The following is a 24,018-nucleotide window of genomic DNA, read 5'->3' as shown; positions in this document are numbered from 1 at the left end:
TTCACTTCGCCAGTGCGCCGGCGATCCAGTCCTTCAGCGCGCTCTTGGGGAGGGCGCCGACCTTGGTCTCGACGGGCTTTCCGTCCTTGAACAGGATCATGGTGGGGATGCCGCGGACCGCATACTCGTTCGGCGTCATCGGGTTCTCGTCGATGTTCACCTTGGCGATGGTGAGCTGGCCTTCGTAATCCTTGGCGATCTCGTCCAGAATCGGGGCCACCATGCGGCACGGGCCGCACCATTCGGCCCAGAAATCCACCAGCACAGGGCCGGAGGCGCTCAGCACATCCTGCTTGAAGCTGTCGTCGCTGACGGCCTTGGTCAGTTCGCTCATCGTATGTGTTCCTCAGCGCGCCCACCGGGGGGCGGGCGCCTCTTCTCGGGGAAGAAAGTCGGGTGCCGGGGCCATGAGGTCAAGAAGCGGCTACCGGGCGAAGCCGGCGATGCCCCGCCGCAGCGCGTCGGACCGTCCGTCCCGCGTCACGTCCCACAGCGGGCTGTCCACCGCCAGGCGTTGCCCACCATCACGCTGGACAGGGCGGATGGTGGTGCCGCCCATTCCGGCATCTTCCCGCCCGAACAGTGCCAGTGGCACCCGGACATAGATGCCCTTGTCGAAGGATCCTTCGCCGAACTCGGCCGCCGAGACGTTGGTGAAGGTGGCAAAGCCGCCGACCTCGATCCCGGAATCGAAGCGTCGGCCCATCTCAATCGTGGCGCCCCAGTCACCCGCCAGGTAGCGCCCGGCGCGCAGCACGCCATACAGGTTCCAGACCGGCAAGTCGGCGTAGATCGACGCATGGCCGGTGGCGACGTTGTAGTCGCGGAAGCCGAACTTCTGATTGTAGTCACGCTGCTGCACCCAGGCCATGTCGATCCCGAAGGCGAAGCGGCTGTCATGCGGCCGCCAGAGTATCTCGCCTGAGGCACCACCGAACATCGGCTCCAGGTAGCCTAGCGAGGCGCGGGCGAAGACATCCGGCGCCAGGTTCCAGATCCGTTCGGCATACAGGGTGGAAAGGGCGGTTTTTCCTTCCTCGGCGTAGCGCGCATAGTCGCTGCGGACGCGGGGCAGCAGACTGTCCGATGGCAGGCCGCCCGACATGTTGCCCAGCAAGGCCTGCGACGCGCTGCCGGCCAGGGCGAAGCCGCTGCCCAGATCGACCCGCATGCCGGCGCCAAGGCCTGCCTGCCATCGAAGCGTGCGCGACGGGTCACCGAGCTGAAGCCCCAGCGTCGGGCCAACACCCCAGTCCCAGAAAGGTGGACTGGCCCGCGCCGCATCCGGCGCCAGATCCCCCGCGGCGGGCAGCAGGCGGCTAGCCAGCCAGGCTTCCTCCGGGCTGGCGAGGCCGGCGGCCACTGCTTCTAGGGTGGTGCGCGGCACTTCCAGTACGGCGATCTCGACGCCCGCCCGCCACCAGCGCAGCCGCAACATCTCGGCACCCGGGCCAAGGGCTGGCTGGATGGCGCGCATGGCGCGCGCAGTGAGCTGCGGCAGGGTGCGCCACGCCCCGCCGGATAGCGCGACCTCGGCCACCAACCCCTCCCGGCGAAAGGCGAGACCGCGGAAGCCAGCGCTGGCCAGCGCGGCGAACACCTCCCCCGCTTCGTCTGCCGGCACCACGACGGGCCGGGCTGGCATGGATGGCGGAGCCGGCAGCGGTACGGCGGGCGGATCCGCCGCATTCATGCGCAGCGAGAGGCGGAACAGCAGATCGGTCCCGTGCACCCAGTGCACCCCGGCATCGAGCCAATCATTGCTCCACTGCAGGCCCAGATTCACGCGGGAATCGGCATCGCCACGCCCATTGTCGCGCCGGGCCGGATAGCCGCCACGCTCGTCACGCAACCGGTCGCCGGACCATTCGGCCTTGGCGCGCAGTCCATCAATGCCGCCCCAGGGCGTCCGAAGAAACGGCACAGTCCATTCCATTCCGAAAAAGGGTGCCATTTCCTCGCCGCGGAACAGCCCGGTCTGAAAGGTGCCGCCACGGCCGACATTGCGGGGGCGGTCATCGAAAGCGGGGGAAATCTCGCTGAGGGGATTGTTCCATTCCGCCCCGGTACCGAGTCGTCCCCAGCCAAGCCCTGCGCTGAGATCAAGCCCCCACCAGCGCTTGGAAGCGACGATGTACTCGCCCGCATACAGGCCCGTGCCGATGAAATCCTGCAGGCCGATGGCAACTGCCGGATTGTACTCGCCTTCCGGCAGCAGCCGCAGCTTCAGGTCGAAGGCGCGATCGGTGGTCATGCCTTCGCCGGTTGTGGCGTTCAGTCGCTCGGCCAGGCGGAAGGTGGTTTCCAGAAAGGGCAAGGCCTGGAAGTTCAGGAACCAGAAGCGGCGCTGGTGGCGGATCGCCGCGCCGGCTTCAAGGGTCGCATCGTCGCGGAAGCGGGCATTGCGGGTCTCGATCAGGCCCAGGCCGCCCCAATTGCTGCCGGTGGCCGGCATTTCCTCGGCGCGCGCGCCCGCCATGGCAGCCAGGATCAGCAGACCGGCGAGACGCGCGACACCAGGAGGCATGCCGGATTTTCCGGCGGTTATCTTCACGACATCGTGAAATTAACCAATGGATGAGGCGCTGCCAAGCGTTTTCGCGCGGACTGTTAATAAGTGGCGAAGATGCGTGCGATCTCCACCGGATCCCGCGTCACCGTCAAAGCCATGGCCAGCAAAATGCGCGCCTTCTGCGGAGTTAGGTTGTCGGCCGACAGGATGCCTTGTTCCCGCATCTTGGTGCCGGCCACGACCCGGCCGCTGCCGACCCGGGTGGACTGCACCACCACCACGCCCTGCTTCACCGCTTCCGCCAAAGCATCGGCCTCAACGGGCGTCGGACCGCCGGGCGCGAAGCCGGCGCTGACGATGCCCTTGGCCCCGGCCGCAACAAAGGCGCGGATCGCCGTTTCGTCGGCATCGGCGTGGGAATAGGCGATGTCCACGCGCGGCAGGGCGTCGATGGCCGCAATGTCGAATTCCGTGTTCGGCATCACCCGACGCAACGGCTTACGATAGTAGGCGATGCGATCGGCATCGGCGTGGCCCAGCACGCCGAAATCCGGTGTGCGGAAGGTCTGCATGCGCCAGGTTGAGGTCTTCGACACCTCGCGCACCGCCTGGATCTCGTCGTTCAGCAACACCAGCACGCCCAGGCCGCGCGATTCGGGATGGGCGGCCACCCGCACGGCGTTCAGCAGGTTCATGCCCATGTCGGTGGACAGGCCCGAAGCGGGACGCTGGGCGCCCACCATCACCACCGGCACATCGACCTTGAGCCCGAGGGAGAGGGCATAGCCGGTCTCCTCCAGCGTCGCCGTGCCATGGCCGATCACGATGCCGGCGAGGCCGGGGATCTCCGCCACCGCCTTGCGGCACTCGGCGGCGATGTTCTTCCAGTCGCGGAAGCCGATGCGTGTCGAGATCACGGCGCTGTAGGGACGGGGAATGACATCGGCCAGCAGGGCCAGTTCCGGCACGCGGGCGGCGATGGCCCTGGCGTCCAGCACCTTCCCGTGTCTGCCGTAATCCTGGATGTCGAGCCCGTTCTCGCCCAGCGAGGCCATGGTGCCGCCGCTGCCGATAAAGGCGACGCGCGGCTTGGGAGGGGCGGTGTTGGGCATGACGGATCCGCTGACTGCGAGAGGGGCGATACGCAAGCTGTAGGCGCCGCACGGCCCAGGGAAAAGGGCCGCGTCCGATCAGCCGGCTTGCGCTGCCCACTCACCCAGGGCGACGCGGCCGGGCCGCGTCAGTTGTGCCCAGCGCAGCGTCATCAACACCGCCACCACCGCCAGGCCGGCGACCAGGCCGATCCATACGCCCAGCGGCCCCCAGCCGGCGGTGAAGCCGAGCCCCAGCCCGATCGGCAAGCCCAGCCCCCAATACCCCAGCGCCGCGAAGAGCAGCGGCATCCGGGTGTCCTTCAGCCCGCGAAGGGCGCCGGCCGCCACCGCCTGCACCCCGTCGGAAAGCTGGAACACGCCGGCGACCATCAGCAAGGTGGCGGCCAATGTCCGCGTCTCGGCCATGTCAGGCGCCAGGAACAAGGCCGCCACGCTGTGCGGCGCCAGAAGCAGAACCGCGGCCGTGGCGGCCATGAAGCCGCCACCCAACCCGATGGCGACCCATCCGGCACGCCGCACGCCCGCAACATCGCCGGCCCCGGCTGCGAGTCCGACCCGGGCCGTCGCCGCCTGTCCCACCCCCATGGGCACCATGAAGCAGGCGCTGGCCACCTGGAGTGCCACCGCATGGGCGGCCACCGCCATGGGACTGAACCAGCCCATCACCAGCGCCGTGGCGCTGAAAATGCCGATCTCCAGCAGCATCGACCCGGCGATGGGCAGGCCAACCGCCACAGCTTCCCGCATGCGGCGCCAGTCGGCCCGCCAGAGCCGGCCCATCAGGCGAAAGCGCGAGAGATTGCGGTCACGCGCGATCCAGAAAGCCAGTCCCGCAAGCATGGCGCCGTTGGCGATGGCACTGGAAAGTCCCGCACCCACCACGCCCATCGACGGGAAGCCTAGCCCTTCCGCCACCATCAGCCACAGCAGCACCGCGTTGAGCAGGATCGCCAGCGCGGACACCCAGAGTGCCGGCGCCGGTCGTTCCAACGCCGCGAGAAAGCCTCGTAGCACCGCGAAGCCGTAGAAGAAGGGCATGCCCCAGAGCAGGGCGCGGGTGTAGCGCTGCGCCTCGGCCGCAAGGGCTGGGTCCTGTCCGGTGGCCAACAGGATCGCGCCGGCGTTCCACAACAGCGATCCCAGCAGAATGAAGAGCGGGATGCCGAGCCAGAGGGCAGCCCTCACGGTGCGCCGCATCTCGCGCATGTGGTGGCTCACCCGTCCGCGTTCCTGCGCCAGCATGGCCGAGGCGGCAAACGCGGCGCCAAAGGCCGGGGCCAGGGCGATGAAATACAGATTGCCGCCCAGCGTGACGGCGGCCAGCGGCAACTCGCCGATCCGGCCGAGAAACAGCGTGTCGGTCAGCACCAGCGCGATCTGCGACAGGTTGGTCAGGGCCAGGGGCCAGGCCAGGCCGAGGGTCGCGCGCAACTCGCGCCCCCAGCCTTGTCCGGCAGGGTCCTGGCCCGGCGCTTGTTGCGCCTGGGCATTGTGTTCCGTGTGCATGGCCGGCGGAGGCTTAGCCCGATTCGCCGCCAGGGTCGCGGGACGATTTCGTGTGCGCCCCCGCCAGCGTGGCAGCCGGGCAGCCATGCATGGCCTGAACACGACAGCGGCCGGCGTCCGCGCCATCTTGCGCATTGCATCACGCGGCGCTTGCCGGATCCTTCCGATCCGGCGCCCTGCCCTCCGTCTTCCGCTGTCCGGAGCCGCCACCATGACCATCCGTGCCGCCGCCACGGGCCAGGAGATGCCGTCCTGGCTCACGCCCCTGCTGGCCACAGCCTGCGGGCTGATTGTCGCCAACATCTATTATGCCCAGCCGCTGATTGGCCCGATCAGCGCAGAGCTGGGCCTTTCGCCGGCAGCGGCGGGCTTGATCGTCACCTTGACGCAAGTCGGCTACGGCGCCGGGTTGCTGCTGGTGGTGCCGGCAGCCGATCTGGTGGAGAACCGCAGGCTGGTGCTTGCGGTGATGGCAGTGGCGGCGGCAGGGGTGGTGCTGGCGGCACTGTCCAACGCCGCCGCACCTTTTTTGCTGGCCTCGCTGCTGATCGGTCTCGGTTCGGTCGCCGTGCAGATCCTGGTGCCCTATGCCGCCCATATGGCGCCCGAGCAGGTTCGTGGCCGGGTGGTCGGCAACGTGATGAGCGGACTGATGCTGGGCATCATGCTGGCACGGCCGGTCGCCAGCCTTGTTACCGACCTTCTGTCTTGGCACGCTGTTTTCTGGCTTTCCGCCCTGGTGATGCTGGGGCTTGGCGTGGTGCTGCGCGTGGCCTTGCCGGTGCGCCGGCCGAGCCCAGGGCTTGGCTACCGCGCCCTGCTCGGCTCCATGGCGCGGCTGGTGATGTCTCAGCCGGCCCTGCGCCGCCGGGCTCTCTATCAGGCAGGCATGTTCGGAGGGTTCAGCGTCTTCTGGACGGCCGTACCGCTGCACCTGGCCCGGGATTTCCAGCTGTCACAGAGCGGCATTGCCCTGTTCGCGCTGGCCGGCGTGGCCGGAGCGGTGGCAGCGCCGATTGCCGGCCGGGTGGCCGATCGGGGGTGGATCCGCCCGGCCAGTGCCGGGGCGATGGGCCTGGGTGCTCTGGCCTTCCTGATGTCCATGCCGCTCAGCCCGGTTCCAGGCACGCAGGGATCGACGCTCGCGTTGGTTCTGCTGGTGTTGGCGGGGATTGTGCTGGATTTCGGCGTATCGGCCAACGTGGTGCTGGGGCAGCGAGTGATCTTCGGGCTGGGCGACGAACTGCGCGGGCGGATCAACGGACTTTACATGGCCACGTTTTTCATGGGCGGGGCCCTGGGTTCGGCACTGGGTGGCTGGAGCTTCGCCCAGGGCGGGTGGGCGATCACGGCATGGATGGGGCTGGCATTACCGGTCCTTGCCCTGGCTTTGTTCGCCACGGAACGGCATGGCGCCAAGCGGCGACCGGAGCGGCAAGGTGCGAGTTGATCTGCTATTGACAGCTAAATGGTTGTGCAATCCGTCAATGCACACCATGTTCCTGCGGTCGACTTGGTTTGGTTTCGGCTAGCCTCCCTCCCTCCCGGCTCATCTGCCGGGATGCGGCGTGCCTGGTGCCCGTTCCGATCGAAGGTTGATCCGCCGTGCATGTTGCGGGGCGGAACCCCATCTAATGGAGCACCCGGATGCCGATCGGTACCGTGAAGTGGTTTAACGCAACCAAGGGTTTTGGATTCATTCAGCCGGAAGACGGTTCCAAGGACGTGTTCGTGCACATCACCGATGTGCAGCGCGCCGGCCTGCAGGGCCTCGCCGAAGGCGAGCGGATTGAGTACGAGCTGCAGAAGGGCCGTGAGGGCAAGCTCTCCGCCTCCAATCTGAAGCAGGTCTGATCTGCTGATCAGGCCCCGGGCACCGAGTGGTGCCCGGGGCTTTTTTTGCGTCCATTGACAGCACCCCGCCGCCCGGCTGACCCTCCGTTGCCGGGAGAAGCGGAGTTCGCGAGCCGATGGACCAGACAAAGAAGCCCTTCAAGCTGCGCAGCCAGCGTTGGTTCGACGACCCGGAGGATCCGGGCATGACCGCGCTGTACATCGAGCGCTTCCTGAACTTCGGCCTCACGCGGGGTGAGCTGCAGTCGGGCAAGCCGATTATCGGCATCGCCCAGACCGGCAGCGACATCGCCCCCTGTAACCGCCACCACCTGGCCCTGGCCGAGCGGGTCAAGGCAGGCATCCGGGATGCCGGCGGCATCCCCCTGGAATTTCCGATCCATCCCATCCAGGAAACCGGCAAGCGCCCCACCGCGGCGTTGGACCGCAACCTGGCTTACCTGTCGCTGGTGGAGATCCTGCACGGCTATCCAATGGATGGCGTGGTGCTGACCACGGGCTGCGACAAGACCACGCCCGCCTGCTTGATGGGCGCGGCGACGGTGAACATCCCGGCCATCGTGCTCTCGGGCGGGCCGATGCTGGACGGGCACTGGAAAGGCCGCCTGTCAGGCTCCGGCACCATTGTCTGGGAAGCACGCAAGCTGCTTGCCGCCGGCGAGATCAACTATGACGGCTTCATGCAGATGGTGGCGAGCAGCGCGACCTCGGTCGGCCATTGCAACACCATGGGCACAGCGTTGTCGATGAACTCGCTTGCCGAGGCGCTGGGCATGTCGCTGCCCGGATGCGCCTCCATCCCCGCGGCCTATCGCGAGCGCGGGCAGATGGCGCACGCTACGGGCATGCGGATCGTGGACATGGTACGGGAGAACCTCCGCCCCTCCGACATCATGACGCGCGAAGCGTTTGAGAACACCATCGTGCTGGCCAGCGCCATCGGCGCCTCCTCGAACTGTCCGCCACACCTGGTGGCCATCGCGCGCCACATGGGGGTGGAGCTGACGACGGAGGACTGGCAGGAGATCGGCTCGGACGTGCCGCTGCTGGTGGATTGCCAGCCTGCCGGCCGCTTCCTGGGCGAGATGTTCTACCGCGGCGGCGGCGTGCAGTCGGTGATGAAGGAACTGGCCGATGCCGGCAAGCTGCACACGGGCGTGAAGACCGTCACCGGCCAGACGTTGGAGAAGGATCTGAAGCGCGCCCCGCTGGCCGACCGCGAGGTGATCCGTCCCTATGCCGAGCCGCTGAAGGAGCAGGCTGGCTTCGTGGTGCTGTCCGGCAACATTTTCGAAAGCGCGGTGATGAAGGTCAGCGTCATCGACGCCGATTTCCGCAAGCGCTTCCTGTCCGACCCTGAAGACATCTTCGAAGGCAAGGTGATCGTCTTCGAGGGTCCTGAGGATTACCATGACCGGATCGAAGACCCGGATCTGGGCGTGGACGAGCGCACTGTCCTGGTTATTCGTAACTGCGGTCCTGTGGGCTATCCCGGCAGCGCCGAGGTGGTGAACATGCAGCCGCCGGGCGCCATGATCAAAGCCGGGCTGCACAGCCTGCCCACCATGGGCGACGGGCGGCAGAGCGGCACCTCCGCAAGCCCGTCCATCCTCAATGTCTCCCCCGAGGCAGCGGTGGGAGGCGGGCTGGCGCTGCTGAAGTCCGGCGACCCGATCCGCATCAACCTGAAGACCCGCAAGGTGGACGTGCTGATCCCGGAAGAGGAGATGGCCGCCCGCCGCGCGGCCTGGGCGCCGCCCAAGCTGCAGCACAAGACGCCATGGGAGGAGATCTACCGTTCCATGGTCGGGCAACTCGGCACCGGTGGCTGCCTGGAGCCGGCGACGCTGTACCTGAACATCCTGGAGACGCGCGGCGAGAGCCGCCACAATCACTGAGGGAATACGCATGAGCGGAAGGCTCGCGGGGAAGCGGTGCTTCCTCACTGCCGCGGGGCAGGGCATCGGGCGTGCCACGGCGCTGGCCTATGCGGCGGAGGGCGCCACGGTGGTGGCCACGGATCGCGATGCGGAGAAGCTTTCCGCTCTCGCATCCCAGGGCATTACAACAGAGGTGCTGGATGTGCTGGACGATGCGGCGGTTGCCGTCTGTATCGCGAAGCACGGTCCGTTCGACGTGGCGTTCAACTGTGCCGGCTTCGTGCATCAGAACGACGTGTTGACCTGCACCGACGCGGATTGGGATTTCGCGTTCGCGCTGAACGTGCGCGCGCAGTGGCAGGTCATCAAGGCCGTGCTGCCGGGCATGTTGGAGAAGGGCGGCGGCGCCATCGTCAACATGGCCTCGGCCGCCGGGTCAGTGAAAGGCGTCGCCAATCGCTTCGTGTACGGCACCACCAAAGCCGCCGTGGTTGGCATGACCAAGAGCGTGGCTGCCGATTTCGTGGCGCGCGGTGTGCGCTGCAACTGCGTCTGCCCGGGTACGGTGGACACGCCCTCGCTGGGCGAGCGCATCTCGGCCAATGCAGCGGCCGCCGGGGGCGAGGTGGCCGCGCGCGCCGCCTTTGTCGGCCGGCAGGCCATGGGTCGGCTGGCCACGGCCGAGGAGATCGCCGCGCTGGTGGTCTATCTCTCCGCGCCGGAATCGGCTTTCGTCACCGGACAGGCCGTCATCATCGACGGCGGCTGGACGAATTGATGCGCGATCGCTGACGGCGCCAACGCCGGAAGCGGGAATCGCCCATCCAGATGCACTAGCCCAAAGAGGAACGATACGCATGAAGCTGCTGCGCTACGGCCCCCCCGGCCAGGAAAAGCCTGGCCTGCTCGACGCCAACGGCCAGATCCGCGATCTGTCCGGCACCGTGCCCGACATCACCGGCGCCGCGATCTCGCCCGAAGGCCTGGCGAAGCTGGCGGCGCTGGACCCCACGAGCCTGCCCCTGGTGGGCGGCGATCAGCGTCTCGGCTCGCCAGTGACGGGGCTGAAGAACTTCGTCTGCATCGGCCTCAACTATGCCGACCATGCGGCAGAAACCGGCGCCGCCATTCCCAAGGAGCCGATCATCTTCATGAAGTCGCTCGGCGCGCTGCAGGGGCCGAACGACCAGGTCGAAATCCCCAAGAACAGCGTCAAGACCGACTGGGAAGTCGAGCTGGCGGTGATCATCGGCACTAGGGCGAAGTACGTCTCCGAGGCCGATGCGATGAACCACGTCGCAGGCTATGCGGTGTGCAACGACGTGTCCGAGCGCGAATTCCAGATCGAGCGCGGCGGCACCTGGGACAAGGGCAAGGGGCACGACACCTTCGGCCCGCTGGGGCCTTGGCTGGTGACCAAGGACGAGGTGCCGGACCCGCAGAACCTTTCCATGTTCTGCGACATCGATGGCAAGCGGTTCCAGGACGGCTCCACCCGCACCATGATCTTCGGGGTGGCAAAGCTGGTCTCGTATGTCTCGCATTTCATCACGCTGCATCCGGGCGACGTGATCACCACCGGCACCCCGCCCGGTGTGGGCATGGGGCAGAAGCCGCCGGTGTTCCTGAAAGCGGGACAAACCATGCGCCTCGGTATCGAGGGGCTGGGCGAGCAACAGCAGGTTACCGTCGCCGCCGAGTGATGATCGGGGGAGGGGCGCTGCCCCTCTCGCCTTTGGGCTGAAGCGGATGGCGGCGCGAGGCCGCCGTCTTCAGCGCCGGTTCCGCAGCGGCACGGTTTCCAGCTTCAGCTGCTGCACCTGTCCAGACTGCCAGCTATTGGCCCCCTCCGCCACTTCCGGCACCGGGATGTCCTTACGTGATTCGCGGCTCTGCGCCTTGGACACGTCAAGACGCCGGTCACGATCCTCGATATAGCGCGCCGGCAACTGGCCTTCCGCGGTGTAGCCCATCATCAGCTGCGGCGGACCAAGGGGCAGCGTGTCGCCGCGATCCACCTGCCAGGTGTGCCAGGTCTTGCCATAGGTGGTGGACAGATCGCGCATGGCGGCGTTCTCGGCGATGTCGGGCAGGCCTGGCATGACAAGCTCGCCGGATGTCGTCTCGTAGTGATGGCTGTGCCAGAGCTTCTTTTCGTCGTCCGGCAGGCTGCGGAACACCTTCTCCGAGACGATGTACTCAATGCCGATCAGCCGGGAATCCTCGCTGTTGCCATCAAAGATGACGCATTGATGGAGGTCCTCGGTCAGGTGGGTGCAGAAATGATGCGCCTCCACTGGCCGGCCCATGTCGTCCGCGTAGAAGTGGAAGCCGTTCAGGTACATGTTCATGGCGTTCAACGGTGCCTTGGTCTGCAGCGCGGCAGCGCCGGCGCCCAGAACGCGGCTGCGGGTCGAATGCTCGCCTCCCGTGGCGGGGCTGCCGCCATGCTGCTGCACCGGCTGCGCATGGGCGCGGCCACAGGCACAGGCCGCGATGATCGGCGCAGCGGTCGCGACAAGCTTGGCGCCCAGGGCGCGGCGGTTCAGCAGAAAATTGCGCAACCGGTTCATGGCGGAGTTCTCCAGCGTGCTCCGCCCCTGAACGGCTGCATCAGCCGGTTGTTGCGCGGCCTGTTCGGGAAGATGCCGCGCCGCACCTTCAGCTTCGCGGCCGGCGCCCCTCCAAGGGATAGGCCGGATCGTTGTAGCCCGGCGTGGAGGGATGGCCGGAAGGCACCAGTCCGTCCACCAGCGCCTCGTCCTCGGCGGTGAAGTGGTAGTTCAACGCGCCGGCGTAATCTTCCCACTGCGCCTCCGTACGCGGTCCGGCAATGGGGGCGGTGATCAGGCGGTTGTTCAGTACCCAGGCCACCGCGAACTGGCCCGCGGTGATGCCGCGTTCCTCGGCATGGCGGCGCAGGGTCTGGGCGATATCCAGGCTTTCCGGGCGCCACTCCGTTTCCATCATGCGCTTATCGGCCCGTCCGGCCCGGCTGTCCGCTTCCGGTGCTGCGCCCGGGGCGTATTTTCCTGTCAGCACGCCACGCGCCAGCGGGCTGTAAGGCACGACGCCCAGGCCGAAGTAGTCGCAGGCTGGCAGGTGCTCCACCTCTGGCATGCGGTTCAGGGCGTTGTAGTAAGGCTGGCTGACAACGGGGCGATCGATGCCCATTTCGTCGCAGAGCCGGCAGATCTCGGCGATGCGCCAGCCGCGATGATTGGAAACCCCGAAAGAGCGGATCTTGCCAGAACGCACGAGGTCGGCCATCGCGCGCACCGTCTCGGCCAGCGGCGTCGCATGGTCTTCCTTGTGGAGGTAGAGGATGTCGATCCAGTCGGTACCAAGGCGCCGGAGGCTGGCCTCGACGGCCAGCATGCAGTGCCGGCGCGACAGGCCCCGGTCGTTCGGACCCGGGCCGGTGGGGTTGGCAAGCTTGGTGGCCAGCACCCAATGGTCGCGATGGGCGCGGATGGCGCGTCCCGTCACCTCTTCCGAGCGGCCGCCATTATAGACATTGGCGGTGTCGATGAAGTTGAAGCCTTCATTGCGGGCATGGTCGATGATGCGGGCCGAGGTCGGCTCGTCGGTGGCGTCGCCGAACATCATGGTGCCGAGGCAGAGCGGCGAAACCTTCAGGCCACTGAGGCCGAGCTTGCGGTATTCCATTCTGGGCGCTCCCTGCGAGGATGCGCCGCCCGTTTTTCTCCTCGCCGGGCGGCGGCCGGTCCTCACATGGTGGCGCCAATCGGCCAGGGCGCAAACTCCGCTGAACCGAAGTCAAAGCTCTCGCTCTTCGTATGTTCGCCGGACGCCACACGCAGGATAAGCTGGAAGATGCGTTCACCGCATTCCTGCACACTTTCGCGCCCAGAAAGGATCGTGCCGCAGTTGACGTCCATGTCCTCCTCCATGCGCTCGTACATGGCGGAGTTGGTGGCCAGCTTGATCGATGGTGCCGGCTTGCAGCCGAACACGCTGCCGCGGCCGGTGGTGAAGCACACCATGTTGGCTCCGCCGGCCACCTGGCCGGTGGCGGCCACCGGGTCGTAGCCCGGCGTGTCCATGAAAACGAAGCCCTTTTCCGTCACCGCCTCGGCATAGTTGTAGACGGCGGTGAGATTGGTGGTGCCTGCCTTGGCCATGGCACCCAGCGACTTCTCCAGAATGGTGGTCAGACCGCCCGCCTTGTTTCCAGGAGAAGGATTGCTGTTCAGCTCCGCCTGGCCTTGCGCGGCGTAATCCTCCCACCAGCGCATCAGCGATACCAGCTTCTCGCCCACTGCCTGGCTGGTGGCGCGGCGGGTCAGCAGATGCTCGGCGCCGTAGGTCTCAGGCGTTTCGGACAGGATAACCGTGCCGCCGTGCCGCACCAGAAGGTCCGACGCATGTCCGAGCGCCGGATTGGCGGTGATTCCCGAATAACCGTCCGAGCCGCCGCATTGCAGGGCAATGGTCAGGTGGCTCGCCGGAACGGTCTGTCGATGGACCTTGTTCGCCTCTTCCAGAACGCCCTTCACGAACTCGATCCCGGCCTCGACAGTTTTGCGCGTGCCGCCCATGGACTGGATGTCCATGTTGCGCAGCCGGCCGGCGAGGTTTTGTTCCTCCAGCAGGCCGGAAATCTGGTTGACCTCACAGCCCAGTCCGATGGCGATGACGTGGCTGAAATTGACGTGCCGGGCGTAGCCGGCGAGCGTCCGGCGCAGGATGCGCAGGCCTTCGTTGTCACCCATGCCGCAGCCGGTTTTGTGGGTCAGCGCGACGACGCCATCGACGTTGGGGAACTCGGCCAGCGGGTCGTTGCCAGTGAACGGGTTGCGCTTGAAGGCATCCGCGATCATCGAGGCGACATGGGCCGAGCAGTTCACGCTGGTCACGATGCCGATGTAGTTGCGGGTGGCCACCCTTCCATCCGGCCGCACGATGCCCTGGAAGGTGGCCGGCTCCGGCACATAAAGCGTCGGCCTGGCATCGACCCCCCAGGCATAGTCCTTCTCGAAATCGCCCATGCCGCAATTCTCGACATGCACCCACTCGCCGGGCGCGATAGGGCGGGTGGCGAAGCCGATGATCTGGCCGTAGCGGCGGACAGCTTCGCCGGGCGCATGTGCGCGCACCGCCACCTTGTGGCCTGGCGGAATCCGGGCTGACGTCGCGATGCCTGGCGCAACTGCCGTGCCGGCATCTGCGGCGCGGCGCGCGATCAGCACCGAGTCATCCGGGTGCAGGCGGATGAAAGGGGCATCGCTGATGGCATCCATGTCCGTTCATTCTCCCAACCGGGCCGCTGGCTCCGAAGGCAGGGGCTCCGGCTGCGGCCATGATCTTCGTATCATATGGTCCGAAACTTGGTTCGCAGTTTGCTCCGGTCGAGGCCGGATGCAAGTCCCGCTCAGGCGTGACCGGCCGTTCCCGACAGCAGCAGCGGGTCGATATGCAGCTTGGCCAGCGCCTGCCGCCACATCCCGTCCGGCGGGCCGCCGAACAGCAGCCCCTCATCGGTCGGCACGTTCAGCCAGGCATTGCGCTGGATCTCGTTTTCCAGCTGTCCAGGCCCCCAACCCGCATAGCCCAGGGCAAGCAGCCCCTGGCGTGGCCCGCCGCCGCCGGCAATCGCCTTCAGGATGTCGACACTGGCGGTCAGCGCCAGATCGCCGGTGACCTGCAGGCTGCCTTCGCTGGACCAGTCGGTAGTGTGCAGCACGAAGCCGCGGCCGCCCTCGACCGGCCCGCCGGCCAGCAGGCGGATCTGGCGCTGCGGGGGAACCGGCTCCACCTCGAGCTGCCGCAGCAGGTCCTCAAAGGACAGGTTGTCGAGCGGCTTGTTCAGCATGATGCCCATGGCGCCATCGGCGGAATGGGCGCAAAGGCAGATCACCGACTGGGTGAAACGAGGGTCCTGCATGGATGGCATGGCAACCAGCAGCTGCCCGCCCAAATAGCCGGGGCCGAACTCGTCGATCCTGCCGCCCGCCGCACGGGCGGCGATGCGGAAGCTGTCCGGAAGTTCGTTGTCGCGCGCGCGTCTTGCCATCACCTTCCAACATGGCGGCGCCGGCAGGGTCCTGCAAGCCATACGGTTGACAGCCGTGGCGCCTGCGTGAAATGCCGGGGGCCCATCCCGTTGAGGACACCTGCCATGCCCATCCAGACCGGCGACAGCCTTCCTGCCGCCACCCTGACCCAGGCCACGGCCGAGGGGCCGCGCGAGCTGACCACCGACGCGCTGTTCGGCGGAAAGACGGTGGTGCTTTTCGGTGTTCCGGGCGCCTTCACCCCCACCTGCTCGGCCAAGCACATGCCCAGTTTTCTGGAGAATGCCGCCGCGCTCAAGGCCAAGGGCGTGGACACCATTGCCTGCATGTCGGTGAACGACGCCTTCGTGATGCAGGCCTGGGCCCGCGACCAGGGCGTGGCGGATGAGGTGCTGATGATCGCCGATGGCGCCGCCGCTTTTACCCGCGCCCTGGGCCTCGAACTGGACCTGACCGCCCGGGGCCTGGGCGTGCGCTGCCAGCGCTTCGCCCTGGTGGCTAAGGATGGCAAGGTGACGCATGTGGGTGTCGAGCAGCCCGGCGCATTCGAGGTGTCCAGCGGCAGCGCGGTTCTCGCGGCCCTGTAAAGGCGCCCGGGAGAGGGGGCGCGCTCTCCGCGCTCCACTCCGTCCGATGCGCGGCCTTGCTCCGCGGGTCCGTGAAGGCGATCAGGCCTGGCCCTGATCCGACACCACCATTGTTTCCGATGAGGCGGCGGCACCGCGCTCCGGCTCCGGCCGGTCCTGCCCCCGGAAGCAGATCAGCGGGCGGCCCTGGCGCTGGCCTTCCGGGGCAGCCAGCCATTCCTCAAACAGCGCCAGCACCCGCCCGGTGATGGGTGCCAGTGGAAGCGCACGCGTCGCCTCCGTTTCGCGCCACTCCAGCCCTTCGAGCTCACCCGAACCGGCCAGCTTGCCTTCCGCCATCTCGGCCGGTGCCATCAGGAACCGGGCGTTGAACCGGATCGGCCGGATCGGGGGGGTGATGGCGCGGCACAGGTAATCCAGGCAGTCCAGGCGGGGCAGGGCGCCGCCCAGCGTCAGTCCGGTCTCTTCCTCGAGTTCCCGTGCGGCGGCTACCGCCAGAGCGCGCGCCAGCCGAGGTGGCGCCGCACGCAAAAGGGCCGCACGGGTGTCTGCCCGCAACTCGGTGGCGGCCGGGGCGGCGCGATCCGCGAAATCCACCCGCCCGCCAGGGAAAACCAGCCGGTTCGGCATGAAGCGATGGCCAGCCGATCGCAGCCCCATCAGGACCTCGGTGCGGCCGGATCGGGCGCGCCGCCAGAGGATCAGGCTGGCGGCATGGCGGGGATGGATGAAGCGCGGCATGGCAGGCAGCCTGCCACCACGGCTCTGCCCTGGCCAGTCCCTCGGCCGGCGCCGCCGATTCACGGCGGCATGTGGTTGACATCGGGCAGTCGCGAGAGCATCTGCCCGAAGCGGACAACACAGGTCCGGTTTGAGGGGAAATCGCCCGCGTGCTGCGGCTTTCGAAACTGACCGACTACGCGGTGGTGGTGCTGGCGCGGCTGGCCGAGCGTTCTGGCTCGCAAACCGCGCCGGCCATTGCCGCTGCCACGGGAATTGCCGAGCCCACGGTAGCCAAGGTATTGAAATCCTTGGCGCATGCCGGGCTTGTCGAGGGTCGGCGCGGTTCCGGGGGTGGCTACTGGCTGGCCCGTCCGTTGCGCGAGATGACCATTCCGGATGTCATCACGGCCATTGATGGCCCGGTGGCGCTGACCGCCTGCGTCGATGGTGGCCAGGGGCAATGCGATGCCGAGGCGCTCTGCCCGGTGCGCGGCCGCTGGGACCGGGTCAACCAGGCGGTGCTCGCCGCCCTGTCCGAGATCACGCTCGACGAACTGGCGGCGCCCCCCGCGCCCGCCCGCCGTCATCCGACCCCGCCGGCCCTGCCGGCCCACCTGCCTGCCGAGTAGGGGACACAGCATGCCTGCCGTTACCGAAACCATCGACACCGTCGCCTCCGTCACCCAGGGCACGTACAAGTATGGCTTCGAGACCGAGATCGACATGGAGTTCGCCCCCAAAGGGCTGAACGAGGACATCGTCCGCTTCATCAGCGCCAAGAAGGACGAGCCGGCATGGCTCCTCGAATGGCGGCTGAAGGCGTTCGCCATGTGGAAGACCATGGAGGAGCCGCGCTGGCCCGCCGTGAGCTATCCGCCGATCGATTACCAGGACGCCTATTACTACGCCGCGCCGGTGAAGAAGGACGGGCCGAAGTCGCTCGACGAGGTCGATCCGGAGCTGCTGCGCACTTATGAGAAGCTCGGCATTCCGCTGAAGGAGCAGGCCATCCTGGCCGGCGTCGAGGGCGCGGGCGAGAGCCCGGCCGAGGGCCGGATGCCGATTGCCGTGGACGCTGTGTTCGACAGTGTCTCGGTGGCCACATCCTACAAGGAGCGGCTGGGCAAGGAAGGCATCATCTTCTGCTCGATTTCCGAGGCGGTGCGCGAGCACCCGGAGCTGGTGCGCCAGTATCTGGGCTCCGTGGTGCCGCAGGGCGACAATTTCTTCGCCGCGCTGAACAGCGCCGTCTTCACGGATGGCTCCTTCGTGTACATCCCGAAGGGCGTGCGCTGCCCGATGGAGCTGTCCACCTATTTCCGCATCAACGCCAAGAGCACCGGACAGTTCGAGCGGACGCTGATCATCGCCGAGGAAGGCTCGACGGTGTCCTACCTCGAAGGCTGCACCGCGCCGATGCGCGACGAGAACCAGCTGCACGCCGCGGTGGTGGAGCTGGTCGCGATGGACGACGCCTCCATCAAGTATTCCACGGTGCAGAACTGGTACCCGGGCGACGAGAATGGCGTCGGCGGCATCTACAACTTCGTCACCAAGCGCGGTGCCTGCCGCGGCAAGCGCTCCAAGATCTCCTGGACGCAGGTGGAGACCGGTTCCTCGATCACCTGGAAGTATCCGTCCTGCATCCTGCAGGGCGACGACAGCGTGGGCGAGTTCTACTCGGTGGCCATCACCAACAACCGGCAGCAGGCCGACACGGGCACCAAGATGATCCATCTCGGGCGCAACACGCGCTCGACCATCGTGTCCAAGGGCATCAGCGCCGGCAAGGGCCAGAACACCTATCGCGGCCTGGTGAAGATCATGCCCAAGGCGTCGGGCGCGCGGAACTTCACCCAGTGCGACTCCCTGCTGATCGGCGACCAGTGCGGCGCGCATACCGTGCCGTACATCGAGAACCGCTGCATCAGCGCCAAGGTCGAGCATGAGGCGACCACCAGCCGCATCGCCGAGGATCAGCTCTTCTACTGCCGTCAGCGCGGCTTGTCCGAAGAGGACGCGGTCGGGCTGATCGTCAACGGCTTCTGCCGCGAGGTTCTGAAGGAGCTGCCCATGGAATTCGCCGTGGAAGCCCAGAAGCTGCTGCAGATCAGCCTCGAAGGCTCGGTCGGCTGACCATCATATCCGGGCGTCCCCGCGCCCGACATGCTGCATCGATGAGAAGGGGCGGCAGCCGGTTGGCGCCGCCCGAGAGGACGGAACTGGAAGAATGCTGAAGATCGAAGGGCTGACCGCCGAGATCGAGGGCAAGGCGATCCTGAAGGGGATCGACCTGGAAGTGCCCAAGGGCGAGATCCACGCCATCATGGGTCCGAACGGCTCGGGCAAGTCGACCCTGTCCTATGTGCTTTCCGGACGTGAGGGCTACGAGATCACCGGCGGTGCGGCCAGCTTCAACGGCCAGGATCTGCTGGAGATGGAGCCGGAGGAGCGTGCCGCCGCCGGCCTGTTCCTGGCCTTCCAGTATCCGGTCGAGCTGCCCGGCGTCGGCAACGCCAACTTCATGCGCACGGCGCTGAACTCGATCCGCCGCTCCCGCGGCGAGGATGAGCTGGACGCCATGCAGTTCCTGAAGCTGGCCCGTGCCCGCATGAAGGAGCTGTCCATGCCCGAGGACATGCTGAAGCGCGGCGTCAATGTCGGCTTCTCGGGCGGCGAGAAGAAGCGCAACGAGGTGCTGCAGATGGCGCTGCTGAAGCCCGCCATCGCCATCCTGGACGAGACCGATTCCGGCCTGGACATCGATGCGCTGAAGATCGTGGCCGATGGCGTCAACGCGATGCGGGGGCCGGATTTCTCGGCCCTCGTGATCACCCACTACCAGCGCCTGCTGGACTACATCGTGCCGGATCGGGTGCATGTGCTGATGAATGGCCGCATCGTCCAGTCCGGTGGGCCGGAACTGGCGCATCAGCTGGAGGCCCAGGGCTATGCCTCCGTGGAGGCGGCATGACCGTCCTGGCCGAGCACAACGCCCTGACCGAAGCCGGCGCCGCCGGCTTCCTGCAGCGCTTCGAAGGGCTGCGCGGCCGCTTGCCTGGGCGGGATTTGCCATGGCTCGCGTCGCTGCGTGATCGGGCGGCCGAGGCATTCCGCGCCCAGGGTTTCCCCACCCGGCGGGTGGAGGCCTGGAAGTACACCGATCTCGGCCCGCTGACCCAGTCCGGCTTTGGCGAGCCGCTGACGCCGGTGGACAGCACGATTGAACTGCCTCGCGCCGCCGCTCCGCGCCGCGTCGTCTTCGTGGATGGCCGCTTCAGCGCCGAGTTGTCGGATCCCGATGCCCCGGTGAAGAGCCTGGCCCTGCATCTGCGCGAAGTGGAAGGGCTGCTGGGTTCCGTGGCCCGGATCGACGATCTGCCGCTGGTCGCTCTGAATACCGCGCTGTTCGAGGATGGCGCGCTGATCGACTTGGCCGAGGGCGAGGATGGGGGCGTGGTGGAACTCCTCTCCGTGGTTCGTGCCGACCGTCCCGTGGCACTGCATCCGCGCCATCTGGTGCGGCTCGCGCCCGGCTCGAAGCTGGTGCTGATCGAGCGCGCGATCGGTCAGGGGGAGAGCCGCTACTTGCACAGCCCCGTGCTGGAGTTCCAGGTGGCCGCCGACGCGCACGTGACCCATGCCCGCATCCAGCAGGAAGGCCGTGCCGGCATCCACCTCTCGACCGTCTTCGCCGAAGTGGCGGAGAAAGGCACCTATGACAGCTTCCTGCTGCATGCCGGGGCGAAGCTCGCCCGGGCCGAGGCGCATGTGAAGCTGGCCGGAGCTTTCTCGGCGGCGCATCTGAACGGCGCGCAGCTGGTGGGCGATGGACAGCATGCCGACTGCACCACCTTTCTCGACCACGCGGCGCCGGATTGCCCGAGCCGACAGACGGTGAAGACGGTGCTGGCCGGCCGCTCGCGCGGCGTGTTCCAGGGCAAGATCCACGTCCACCAGATCGCGCAGCGCACCGACGGCTACCAGATGAACCAGGCGCTGCTGCTCTCCGAGCAGGCCGAGATGGATGCCAAGCCGCAACTCGAGATCTACGCCGACGATGTGAAGTGCAGCCATGGCGCCACCATCGGTGCCCTGGACGAGAACCAGCTTTTCTATCTGCGCTCGCGTGGCATTCCCGAGGCGACGGCCCGCTCCATGCTGATCGAGGCCTTTTTGCAGGAAGCGGTGGAAAGCGTTGCCGACGAGGCGGCGCGCGCCGCGCTGGCCGAGGCGGTGGCGGGCTGGTGGGAAAGGATGGCCGCGTGATGGACGGAGGATCGCCGGTCTTCGACGTTGCGCGCATCCGCCAGGATTTCCCGATCCTGTCGCAGAAGCATCGCGGCAAGGATCTGGTGTTCCTCGACAGCGGCGCCTCGGCGCAGAAGCCGCGCCAGGTGATCGGGGCCATGACCCGCATGATGGAGACGGCCTATGCCAACGTCCATCGCGGCGCCTATCACCTGTCGGAGGCGGCAACCGAGGCCTACGAGGATGCGCGCCGCGCTGTGGCGGGCTTCCTCAACGCGGCGACGGAGCGGGAGGTGGTGTTCACCAATTCCTCCACCGCCGCCATCAACCTCGTTGCCCATTCCTATGGCCGCGGCGTGCTGCGCCCGGGCGATGCGGTGGTGGTGTCCGAGATGGAGCACCACGCCAACTTCGTGCCCTGGCTGATGCTCCGCGACGCCCATGGTATCGAGCTGCGCGTGTGCCGCGTCACCGATGATGGCGAACTCGACCTCGCCGACCTGGAAGTCAAGCTGGCCGACGGCAAGGTGCGGCTGGCCGCCATCACCCACATGAGCAATGTGCTGGGCACGGTGACGCCGGCGGCGCAGATCGCGCGCCTCGTGCATGCCCATGGCGCCAGGCTGCTGCTGGACGGCTCCCAGGCCGCCGTGCATCGCCGCGTCGATGTGCAGGCGCTGGATTGCGACTTCTATGTCTTCACCGGCCACAAGCTCTACGGCCCGACCGGCATCGGCGTGCTATGGGCGCGGATGGAACTGCTGGAACAGATGCCTCCCTTCATGGGCGGGGGCGACATGATCGAGGAAGTGACGCTGGAGGGTTACCGGACGGCGCCCGTACCGGCCAAGTTCGAGGCCGGTACGCCGCCCATCGTCGAGGCGGTGGGGCTGCATGCCGCCGTGGACTACGTGCAGGGCATCGGCATGGCGGCGATCGAGGCGCATGAGCGTCATCTGGTCGATCACGCCGCGCGGAAGCTCTCGGCCGTGGAAGGGCTCCGCATCCTGGGCAACGCCCAGGACCGCGGCGGCGTCTTCGCCGTGTCGCTGCCCAATGCGCATGCCCATGACCTGGCGACATTGCTGGACCGCGTTGGCATCGCGGTGCGGTCCGGCCGCCATTGCGCCGAGCCGCTGCACACCCGATTTGAGATCGAGAGCACCTGCCGCGCGTCCTTCGGCCTGTACACCACCGAGGGCGAGATTGACTATCTCGCGGAGGCGCTGGGCAAGGCGCGGGAGTTCTTCGGCTGATGTTCGACGATCTGCGGGATCTTTATCAGGAGGTCATCCTCGACCACGGTCGCAAGCCGCGCAATTTCCGCCGGCTGGAAGAGGCCGACCGCCAGGGTCGGGGCGACAATCCCATGTGCGGGGATCGCATGGAACTGTGGGTCAAGCTTGCGCCGGATGGGCGGCTCGCCGACGTCGCGTTCCAGGGCAAGGGGTGTGCCATCTCCATGGCCTCCGCCAGCCTGATGACCGAGACGGTGCGCGGCAAGACGCAGGAAGAAGCCCGCGAATTGTCGGACAAGTTCCGCAGCCTTGCCACCACCGGCGCCTGCCCCGATTGCGGCGCGGCGCTGGAGGAGGAGATGGAGCGGCTGCAGGTGCTGGGCGGCGTGTCCGAGTTCCCGAGCCGCGTGAAATGCGCCACGCTGGCCTGGCACACCCTCAACACCGCGCTCGAGAACAAGGGCCAGGAGGCGAGCAGTGAGTGACGAGCAATCCGCCCAGGACGAGAAGCCGAAGAACGTGCATGCGGCCTGGACACCCGAAGGTGAGACCACGCCGCGCGTGTCCGAGGATGCGGTGATTGCCGCCATCCAGCAGGTCTTCGACCCCGAGATCCCGGTCAACATCTACGAGCTGGGCCTGATCTACGCGATCGAGATCGGCGAGGATGGCACGGTGAAGGTGGAGATGACGCTTACCACCCCGTCCTGCCCCTCGGCACAGGAGCTGCCCTCCCAGGTCGAGGAAATGGTCCGTCTGGTTCCCGGCGTCACCGATGTGACGGTGGAGATCGTCTGGGACCCGCCCTGGGACCCGTCGCGCATGAGCGACGATGCCCGGCTGGCGTTGAACATGTACTGATCCAAGGCCATGTCAGGGATCGAGATGAGCACCACCACAACGACGCCCAAGCCTGCCCGTGCCCTGCCGCCGCTGATGTCGCTCTCCGACACGGCGGCGGAGCGCTTGCGCGCGCTGTATGAAGGCGGGCAGCAGGGCAAGCTGCTCCGCATTGCCGTGAAGTCTAAGGGCTGCTCCGGCATGGCCTACGACCTCAACTGGGCCGATGCGCCGGCTCCCACCGACGAGGTGATCAAGGATAAGGGCCTGACCATCCTGGTGGACCGCAAGGCGACGCTGTTCCTGATCGGTACCACCATGGATTACGAGGTCAGGGCCATGACCTCCGGCTTCACCTTCGTGAACCCGAACGAGAAGGGCCGCTGTGGCTGCGGCGAGAGCTTCCACGTCTGAGCCGGACCCGGTTCAGTCCCTACTCCGCAGACATAAGGCCCGGAGGGTGGCAGCCCTCCGGGCTTTTTTTCAGATCGTTGCCGACCAGCTTGAGGGCACCAGGCGGTAGCCATCGCCTTCCTTCACCACATGCCCGCGTGCCGGGAAGGGCCAGTGGTAACCCACGCAGGCGATGCGCTCGGAAGCGGCGCGGTCCAGGATTTCGCGCCGCGATGCCTCGGCCTGCGTCGGGTCCATGTCGAAGACCAGGTGCCAGCCCGGATTGGCGAGGTTCAGCTCTGGCCGGTTGGTGACGTCGCCCAGCACCATCAGGCGGTCATCGCCATCGCTCAGCAGGTAGGAGGTATGACCTGGCGTGTGCCCGTAGCTCGGCACGGCCTGGATGCCGGTCGCCAGCTGCGCGGCGCCGTCGATCTGCCGCAGCCGTTCCCGGTAAGGCCCGACCCGCTTCCGCACATTGGCGAAGGCTGGCTTCATGGCTTCCGCCGCGCGGCTCATCTGGGTGTCGTCCATCCAGAAATCCCATTCCGCCTTGGGCACGACCAGCTCGGCATTGGGGTAGAGCGGCTTGCCGTCGGCATCGGTCAGGCCGGTGATATGGTCGCCATGGAAATGGGTCATCACGACGCGCACCACCCGGGCTGGGTCCATGCCTGCCGCCTGCATGTTCGCGGCCATCCGACCGGCCGTCGGTCCCAGCTGGCCGCCGGTGCCCGCGTCGAACAGGGTGATGCCCTGCGCATCCTCGATCGAAGGAATGGTGTAGGGGATCGGCATGGAATCGACCGGCAGAAAGGCGGCACGCAGCGCGGCTTCCACGGCCGGACCCTCGGCATTGCGCACGAAGCCCTGGCTGGGATTGGGGCGCGCGCCGCCACCATCGTTCAGCATGGTGACGATCTTGCTGCCCAGGCGGAAGCGGTAGAAGCCGGGCGCCTGCGCCGGTGTGTTCGAGGGCTGAGCGGCCTCGGCCGTTCCGACGCCATGGCGCAGAATGCCGAAGGCCAGGGTAGCTGCCCCCGCGGCGGGCAACAGGCTGCGACGTTCGATCGGCATGGCG

The 24,018-nt window shown here is 67.2% G+C and carries 24 protein-coding genes; 14 read left to right on the top strand and 10 right to left on the bottom strand.

What is annotated here, in order from left to right; genetic code table 11:
* Position 1: 1 nt before the first annotated feature.
* The 4 genes from trxA to ACFOD4_RS16845 all read right to left on the bottom strand — a co-directional run bounded on the left by trxA (position 2) and on the right by ACFOD4_RS16845 (position 5,133).
* Entirely contained in the window at positions 2 to 334 is a 333-nt protein-coding gene (gene trxA / locus ACFOD4_RS16860; RefSeq protein ID WP_379598282.1) for a thioredoxin TrxA, read from the bottom strand.
* A gap of 90 nt (positions 335 to 424) precedes the next feature.
* Complete coding sequence (locus ACFOD4_RS16855; protein ID WP_379598280.1) at positions 425 to 2,527, bottom strand: YjbH domain-containing protein; 2,103 nt, start codon at positions 2,525 to 2,527, stop codon at positions 425 to 427.
* Positions 2,528 to 2,610: 83 nt separating this feature from the next.
* Entirely contained in the window at positions 2,611 to 3,624 is a 1,014-nt protein-coding gene (locus ACFOD4_RS16850; RefSeq protein WP_379598278.1) for an asparaginase, read from the bottom strand.
* Between the two features lie 78 nt (positions 3,625 to 3,702).
* Positions 3,703 to 5,133, bottom strand: a complete 1,431-nt coding sequence (locus ACFOD4_RS16845; protein WP_379598276.1) for an MATE family efflux transporter — start codon at positions 5,131 to 5,133, stop codon at positions 3,703 to 3,705.
* Between the two features lie 211 nt (positions 5,134 to 5,344).
* Here ACFOD4_RS16845 and ACFOD4_RS16840 point away from each other — a divergent pair, with 211 nt between their 5' ends.
* The 5 genes from ACFOD4_RS16840 to ACFOD4_RS16820 all read left to right on the top strand — a co-directional run bounded on the left by ACFOD4_RS16840 (position 5,345) and on the right by ACFOD4_RS16820 (position 10,570).
* Positions 5,345 to 6,583: an MFS transporter gene (locus ACFOD4_RS16840; RefSeq protein WP_379598274.1), complete on the top strand. Its 1,239-nt coding sequence runs from the start codon at positions 5,345 to 5,347 to the stop codon at positions 6,581 to 6,583.
* Between the two features lie 197 nt (positions 6,584 to 6,780).
* Entirely contained in the window at positions 6,781 to 6,987 is a 207-nt protein-coding gene (locus ACFOD4_RS16835; protein WP_379598272.1) for a cold-shock protein, read from the top strand.
* Positions 6,988 to 7,103: 116 nt separating this feature from the next.
* Positions 7,104 to 8,885, top strand: coding sequence for an IlvD/Edd family dehydratase (locus ACFOD4_RS16830; protein WP_379598271.1), 1,782 nt, complete (start codon positions 7,104 to 7,106; stop codon positions 8,883 to 8,885).
* 10 nt (positions 8,886 to 8,895) lie between these two features.
* Positions 8,896 to 9,645 (top strand): SDR family oxidoreductase, encoded by a 750-nt coding sequence (locus tag ACFOD4_RS16825; RefSeq protein ID WP_379598269.1) that lies wholly within the window; start codon positions 8,896 to 8,898, stop codon positions 9,643 to 9,645.
* Between the two features lie 79 nt (positions 9,646 to 9,724).
* The gene (locus tag ACFOD4_RS16820) at positions 9,725 to 10,570 is read left to right on the top strand and encodes a fumarylacetoacetate hydrolase family protein (RefSeq protein WP_379598267.1); all 846 of its coding nucleotides are present in this window, start codon (positions 9,725 to 9,727) and stop codon (positions 10,568 to 10,570) included.
* Positions 10,571 to 10,639: 69 nt separating this feature from the next.
* Here the strand turns inward: ACFOD4_RS16820 and ACFOD4_RS16815 are convergent, their stop codons facing one another.
* From ACFOD4_RS16815 to ACFOD4_RS16800, 4 genes are all read right to left on the bottom strand, one after another.
* Positions 10,640 to 11,440 (bottom strand): OBAP family protein, encoded by an 801-nt coding sequence (locus tag ACFOD4_RS16815; RefSeq protein ID WP_379598265.1) that lies wholly within the window; start codon positions 11,438 to 11,440, stop codon positions 10,640 to 10,642.
* A gap of 88 nt (positions 11,441 to 11,528) precedes the next feature.
* Positions 11,529 to 12,536, bottom strand: a complete 1,008-nt coding sequence (locus ACFOD4_RS16810) for an aldo/keto reductase (RefSeq protein WP_379598263.1) — start codon at positions 12,534 to 12,536, stop codon at positions 11,529 to 11,531.
* Positions 12,537 to 12,598: 62 nt separating this feature from the next.
* A complete protein-coding gene (locus ACFOD4_RS16805; protein ID WP_379598261.1) occupies positions 12,599 to 14,131 on the bottom strand; it encodes a UxaA family hydrolase in 1,533 nt (510 codons plus the stop codon).
* A 131-nt stretch (positions 14,132 to 14,262) separates the two neighbouring features.
* The gene (locus tag ACFOD4_RS16800) at positions 14,263 to 14,904 is read right to left on the bottom strand and encodes a YqgE/AlgH family protein (protein WP_379598259.1); all 642 of its coding nucleotides are present in this window, start codon (positions 14,902 to 14,904) and stop codon (positions 14,263 to 14,265) included.
* Positions 14,905 to 15,009: 105 nt separating this feature from the next.
* On the opposite strand from ACFOD4_RS16800, the gene ACFOD4_RS16795 reads away from it, so the two are divergent.
* A complete protein-coding gene (locus ACFOD4_RS16795) occupies positions 15,010 to 15,492 on the top strand; it encodes a peroxiredoxin (RefSeq protein ID WP_379598257.1) in 483 nt (160 codons plus the stop codon).
* 81 nt (positions 15,493 to 15,573) lie between these two features.
* Here ACFOD4_RS16795 and ACFOD4_RS16790 read toward each other — a convergent pair whose 3' ends face one another.
* Positions 15,574 to 16,233 (bottom strand): NUDIX domain-containing protein, encoded by a 660-nt coding sequence (locus ACFOD4_RS16790; protein ID WP_379598255.1) that lies wholly within the window; start codon positions 16,231 to 16,233, stop codon positions 15,574 to 15,576.
* A 149-nt stretch (positions 16,234 to 16,382) separates the two neighbouring features.
* Between ACFOD4_RS16790 and ACFOD4_RS16785 the strand changes: the two genes are divergently transcribed.
* The 8 genes from ACFOD4_RS16785 (at position 16,383) to ACFOD4_RS16750 (ending at position 22,958) form a co-directional block, all read left to right on the top strand.
* Positions 16,383 to 16,844: an SUF system Fe-S cluster assembly regulator gene (locus ACFOD4_RS16785; RefSeq protein WP_379598253.1), complete on the top strand. Its 462-nt coding sequence runs from the start codon at positions 16,383 to 16,385 to the stop codon at positions 16,842 to 16,844.
* Between the two features lie 10 nt (positions 16,845 to 16,854).
* A complete protein-coding gene (gene sufB, locus ACFOD4_RS16780) occupies positions 16,855 to 18,351 on the top strand; it encodes a Fe-S cluster assembly protein SufB (protein WP_379598251.1) in 1,497 nt (498 codons plus the stop codon).
* Between the two features lie 94 nt (positions 18,352 to 18,445).
* Complete coding sequence (gene sufC / locus ACFOD4_RS16775) at positions 18,446 to 19,189, top strand: Fe-S cluster assembly ATPase SufC (protein WP_379598249.1); 744 nt, start codon at positions 18,446 to 18,448, stop codon at positions 19,187 to 19,189.
* Positions 19,186 to 20,484, top strand: coding sequence for a Fe-S cluster assembly protein SufD (sufD, locus tag ACFOD4_RS16770; RefSeq protein ID WP_379598247.1), 1,299 nt, complete (start codon positions 19,186 to 19,188; stop codon positions 20,482 to 20,484). Before sufC ends, sufD begins: the two co-directional genes overlap by 4 nt.
* On the top strand, positions 20,484 to 21,722 hold the full coding sequence (locus tag ACFOD4_RS16765; RefSeq protein WP_379598245.1) for an aminotransferase class V-fold PLP-dependent enzyme: 1,239 nt from the start codon (positions 20,484 to 20,486) through the stop codon (positions 21,720 to 21,722). The genes sufD and ACFOD4_RS16765 overlap by 1 nt, the downstream gene beginning before the upstream one ends.
* Positions 21,722 to 22,189, top strand: coding sequence for a Fe-S cluster assembly sulfur transfer protein SufU (gene sufU, locus ACFOD4_RS16760; RefSeq protein ID WP_379598243.1), 468 nt, complete (start codon positions 21,722 to 21,724; stop codon positions 22,187 to 22,189). The genes ACFOD4_RS16765 and sufU overlap by 1 nt, the downstream gene beginning before the upstream one ends.
* A gap of 34 nt (positions 22,190 to 22,223) precedes the next feature.
* The gene (locus tag ACFOD4_RS16755) at positions 22,224 to 22,565 is read left to right on the top strand and encodes an SUF system Fe-S cluster assembly protein (protein ID WP_379598885.1); all 342 of its coding nucleotides are present in this window, start codon (positions 22,224 to 22,226) and stop codon (positions 22,563 to 22,565) included.
* Positions 22,566 to 22,589: 24 nt separating this feature from the next.
* A complete protein-coding gene (locus tag ACFOD4_RS16750; RefSeq protein ID WP_379598241.1) occupies positions 22,590 to 22,958 on the top strand; it encodes a HesB/IscA family protein in 369 nt (122 codons plus the stop codon).
* Positions 22,959 to 23,027: 69 nt separating this feature from the next.
* On the opposite strand, the gene ACFOD4_RS16745 is transcribed toward ACFOD4_RS16750, so the two are convergent.
* Complete coding sequence (locus ACFOD4_RS16745; protein WP_379598239.1) at positions 23,028 to 24,014, bottom strand: MBL fold metallo-hydrolase; 987 nt, start codon at positions 24,012 to 24,014, stop codon at positions 23,028 to 23,030.
* Between the last annotated feature and the right edge of the window lie 4 nt (positions 24,015 to 24,018).

The sequence above is a fragment of the Teichococcus globiformis genome (genome assembly GCF_042646265.1).
Lineage (GTDB): Bacteria > Pseudomonadota > Alphaproteobacteria > Acetobacterales > Acetobacteraceae > Pseudoroseomonas > Pseudoroseomonas globiformis.
Note: the sequence above shows the minus strand (reverse complement) of the source record. Positions and strands in the feature narration are given on the sequence as shown.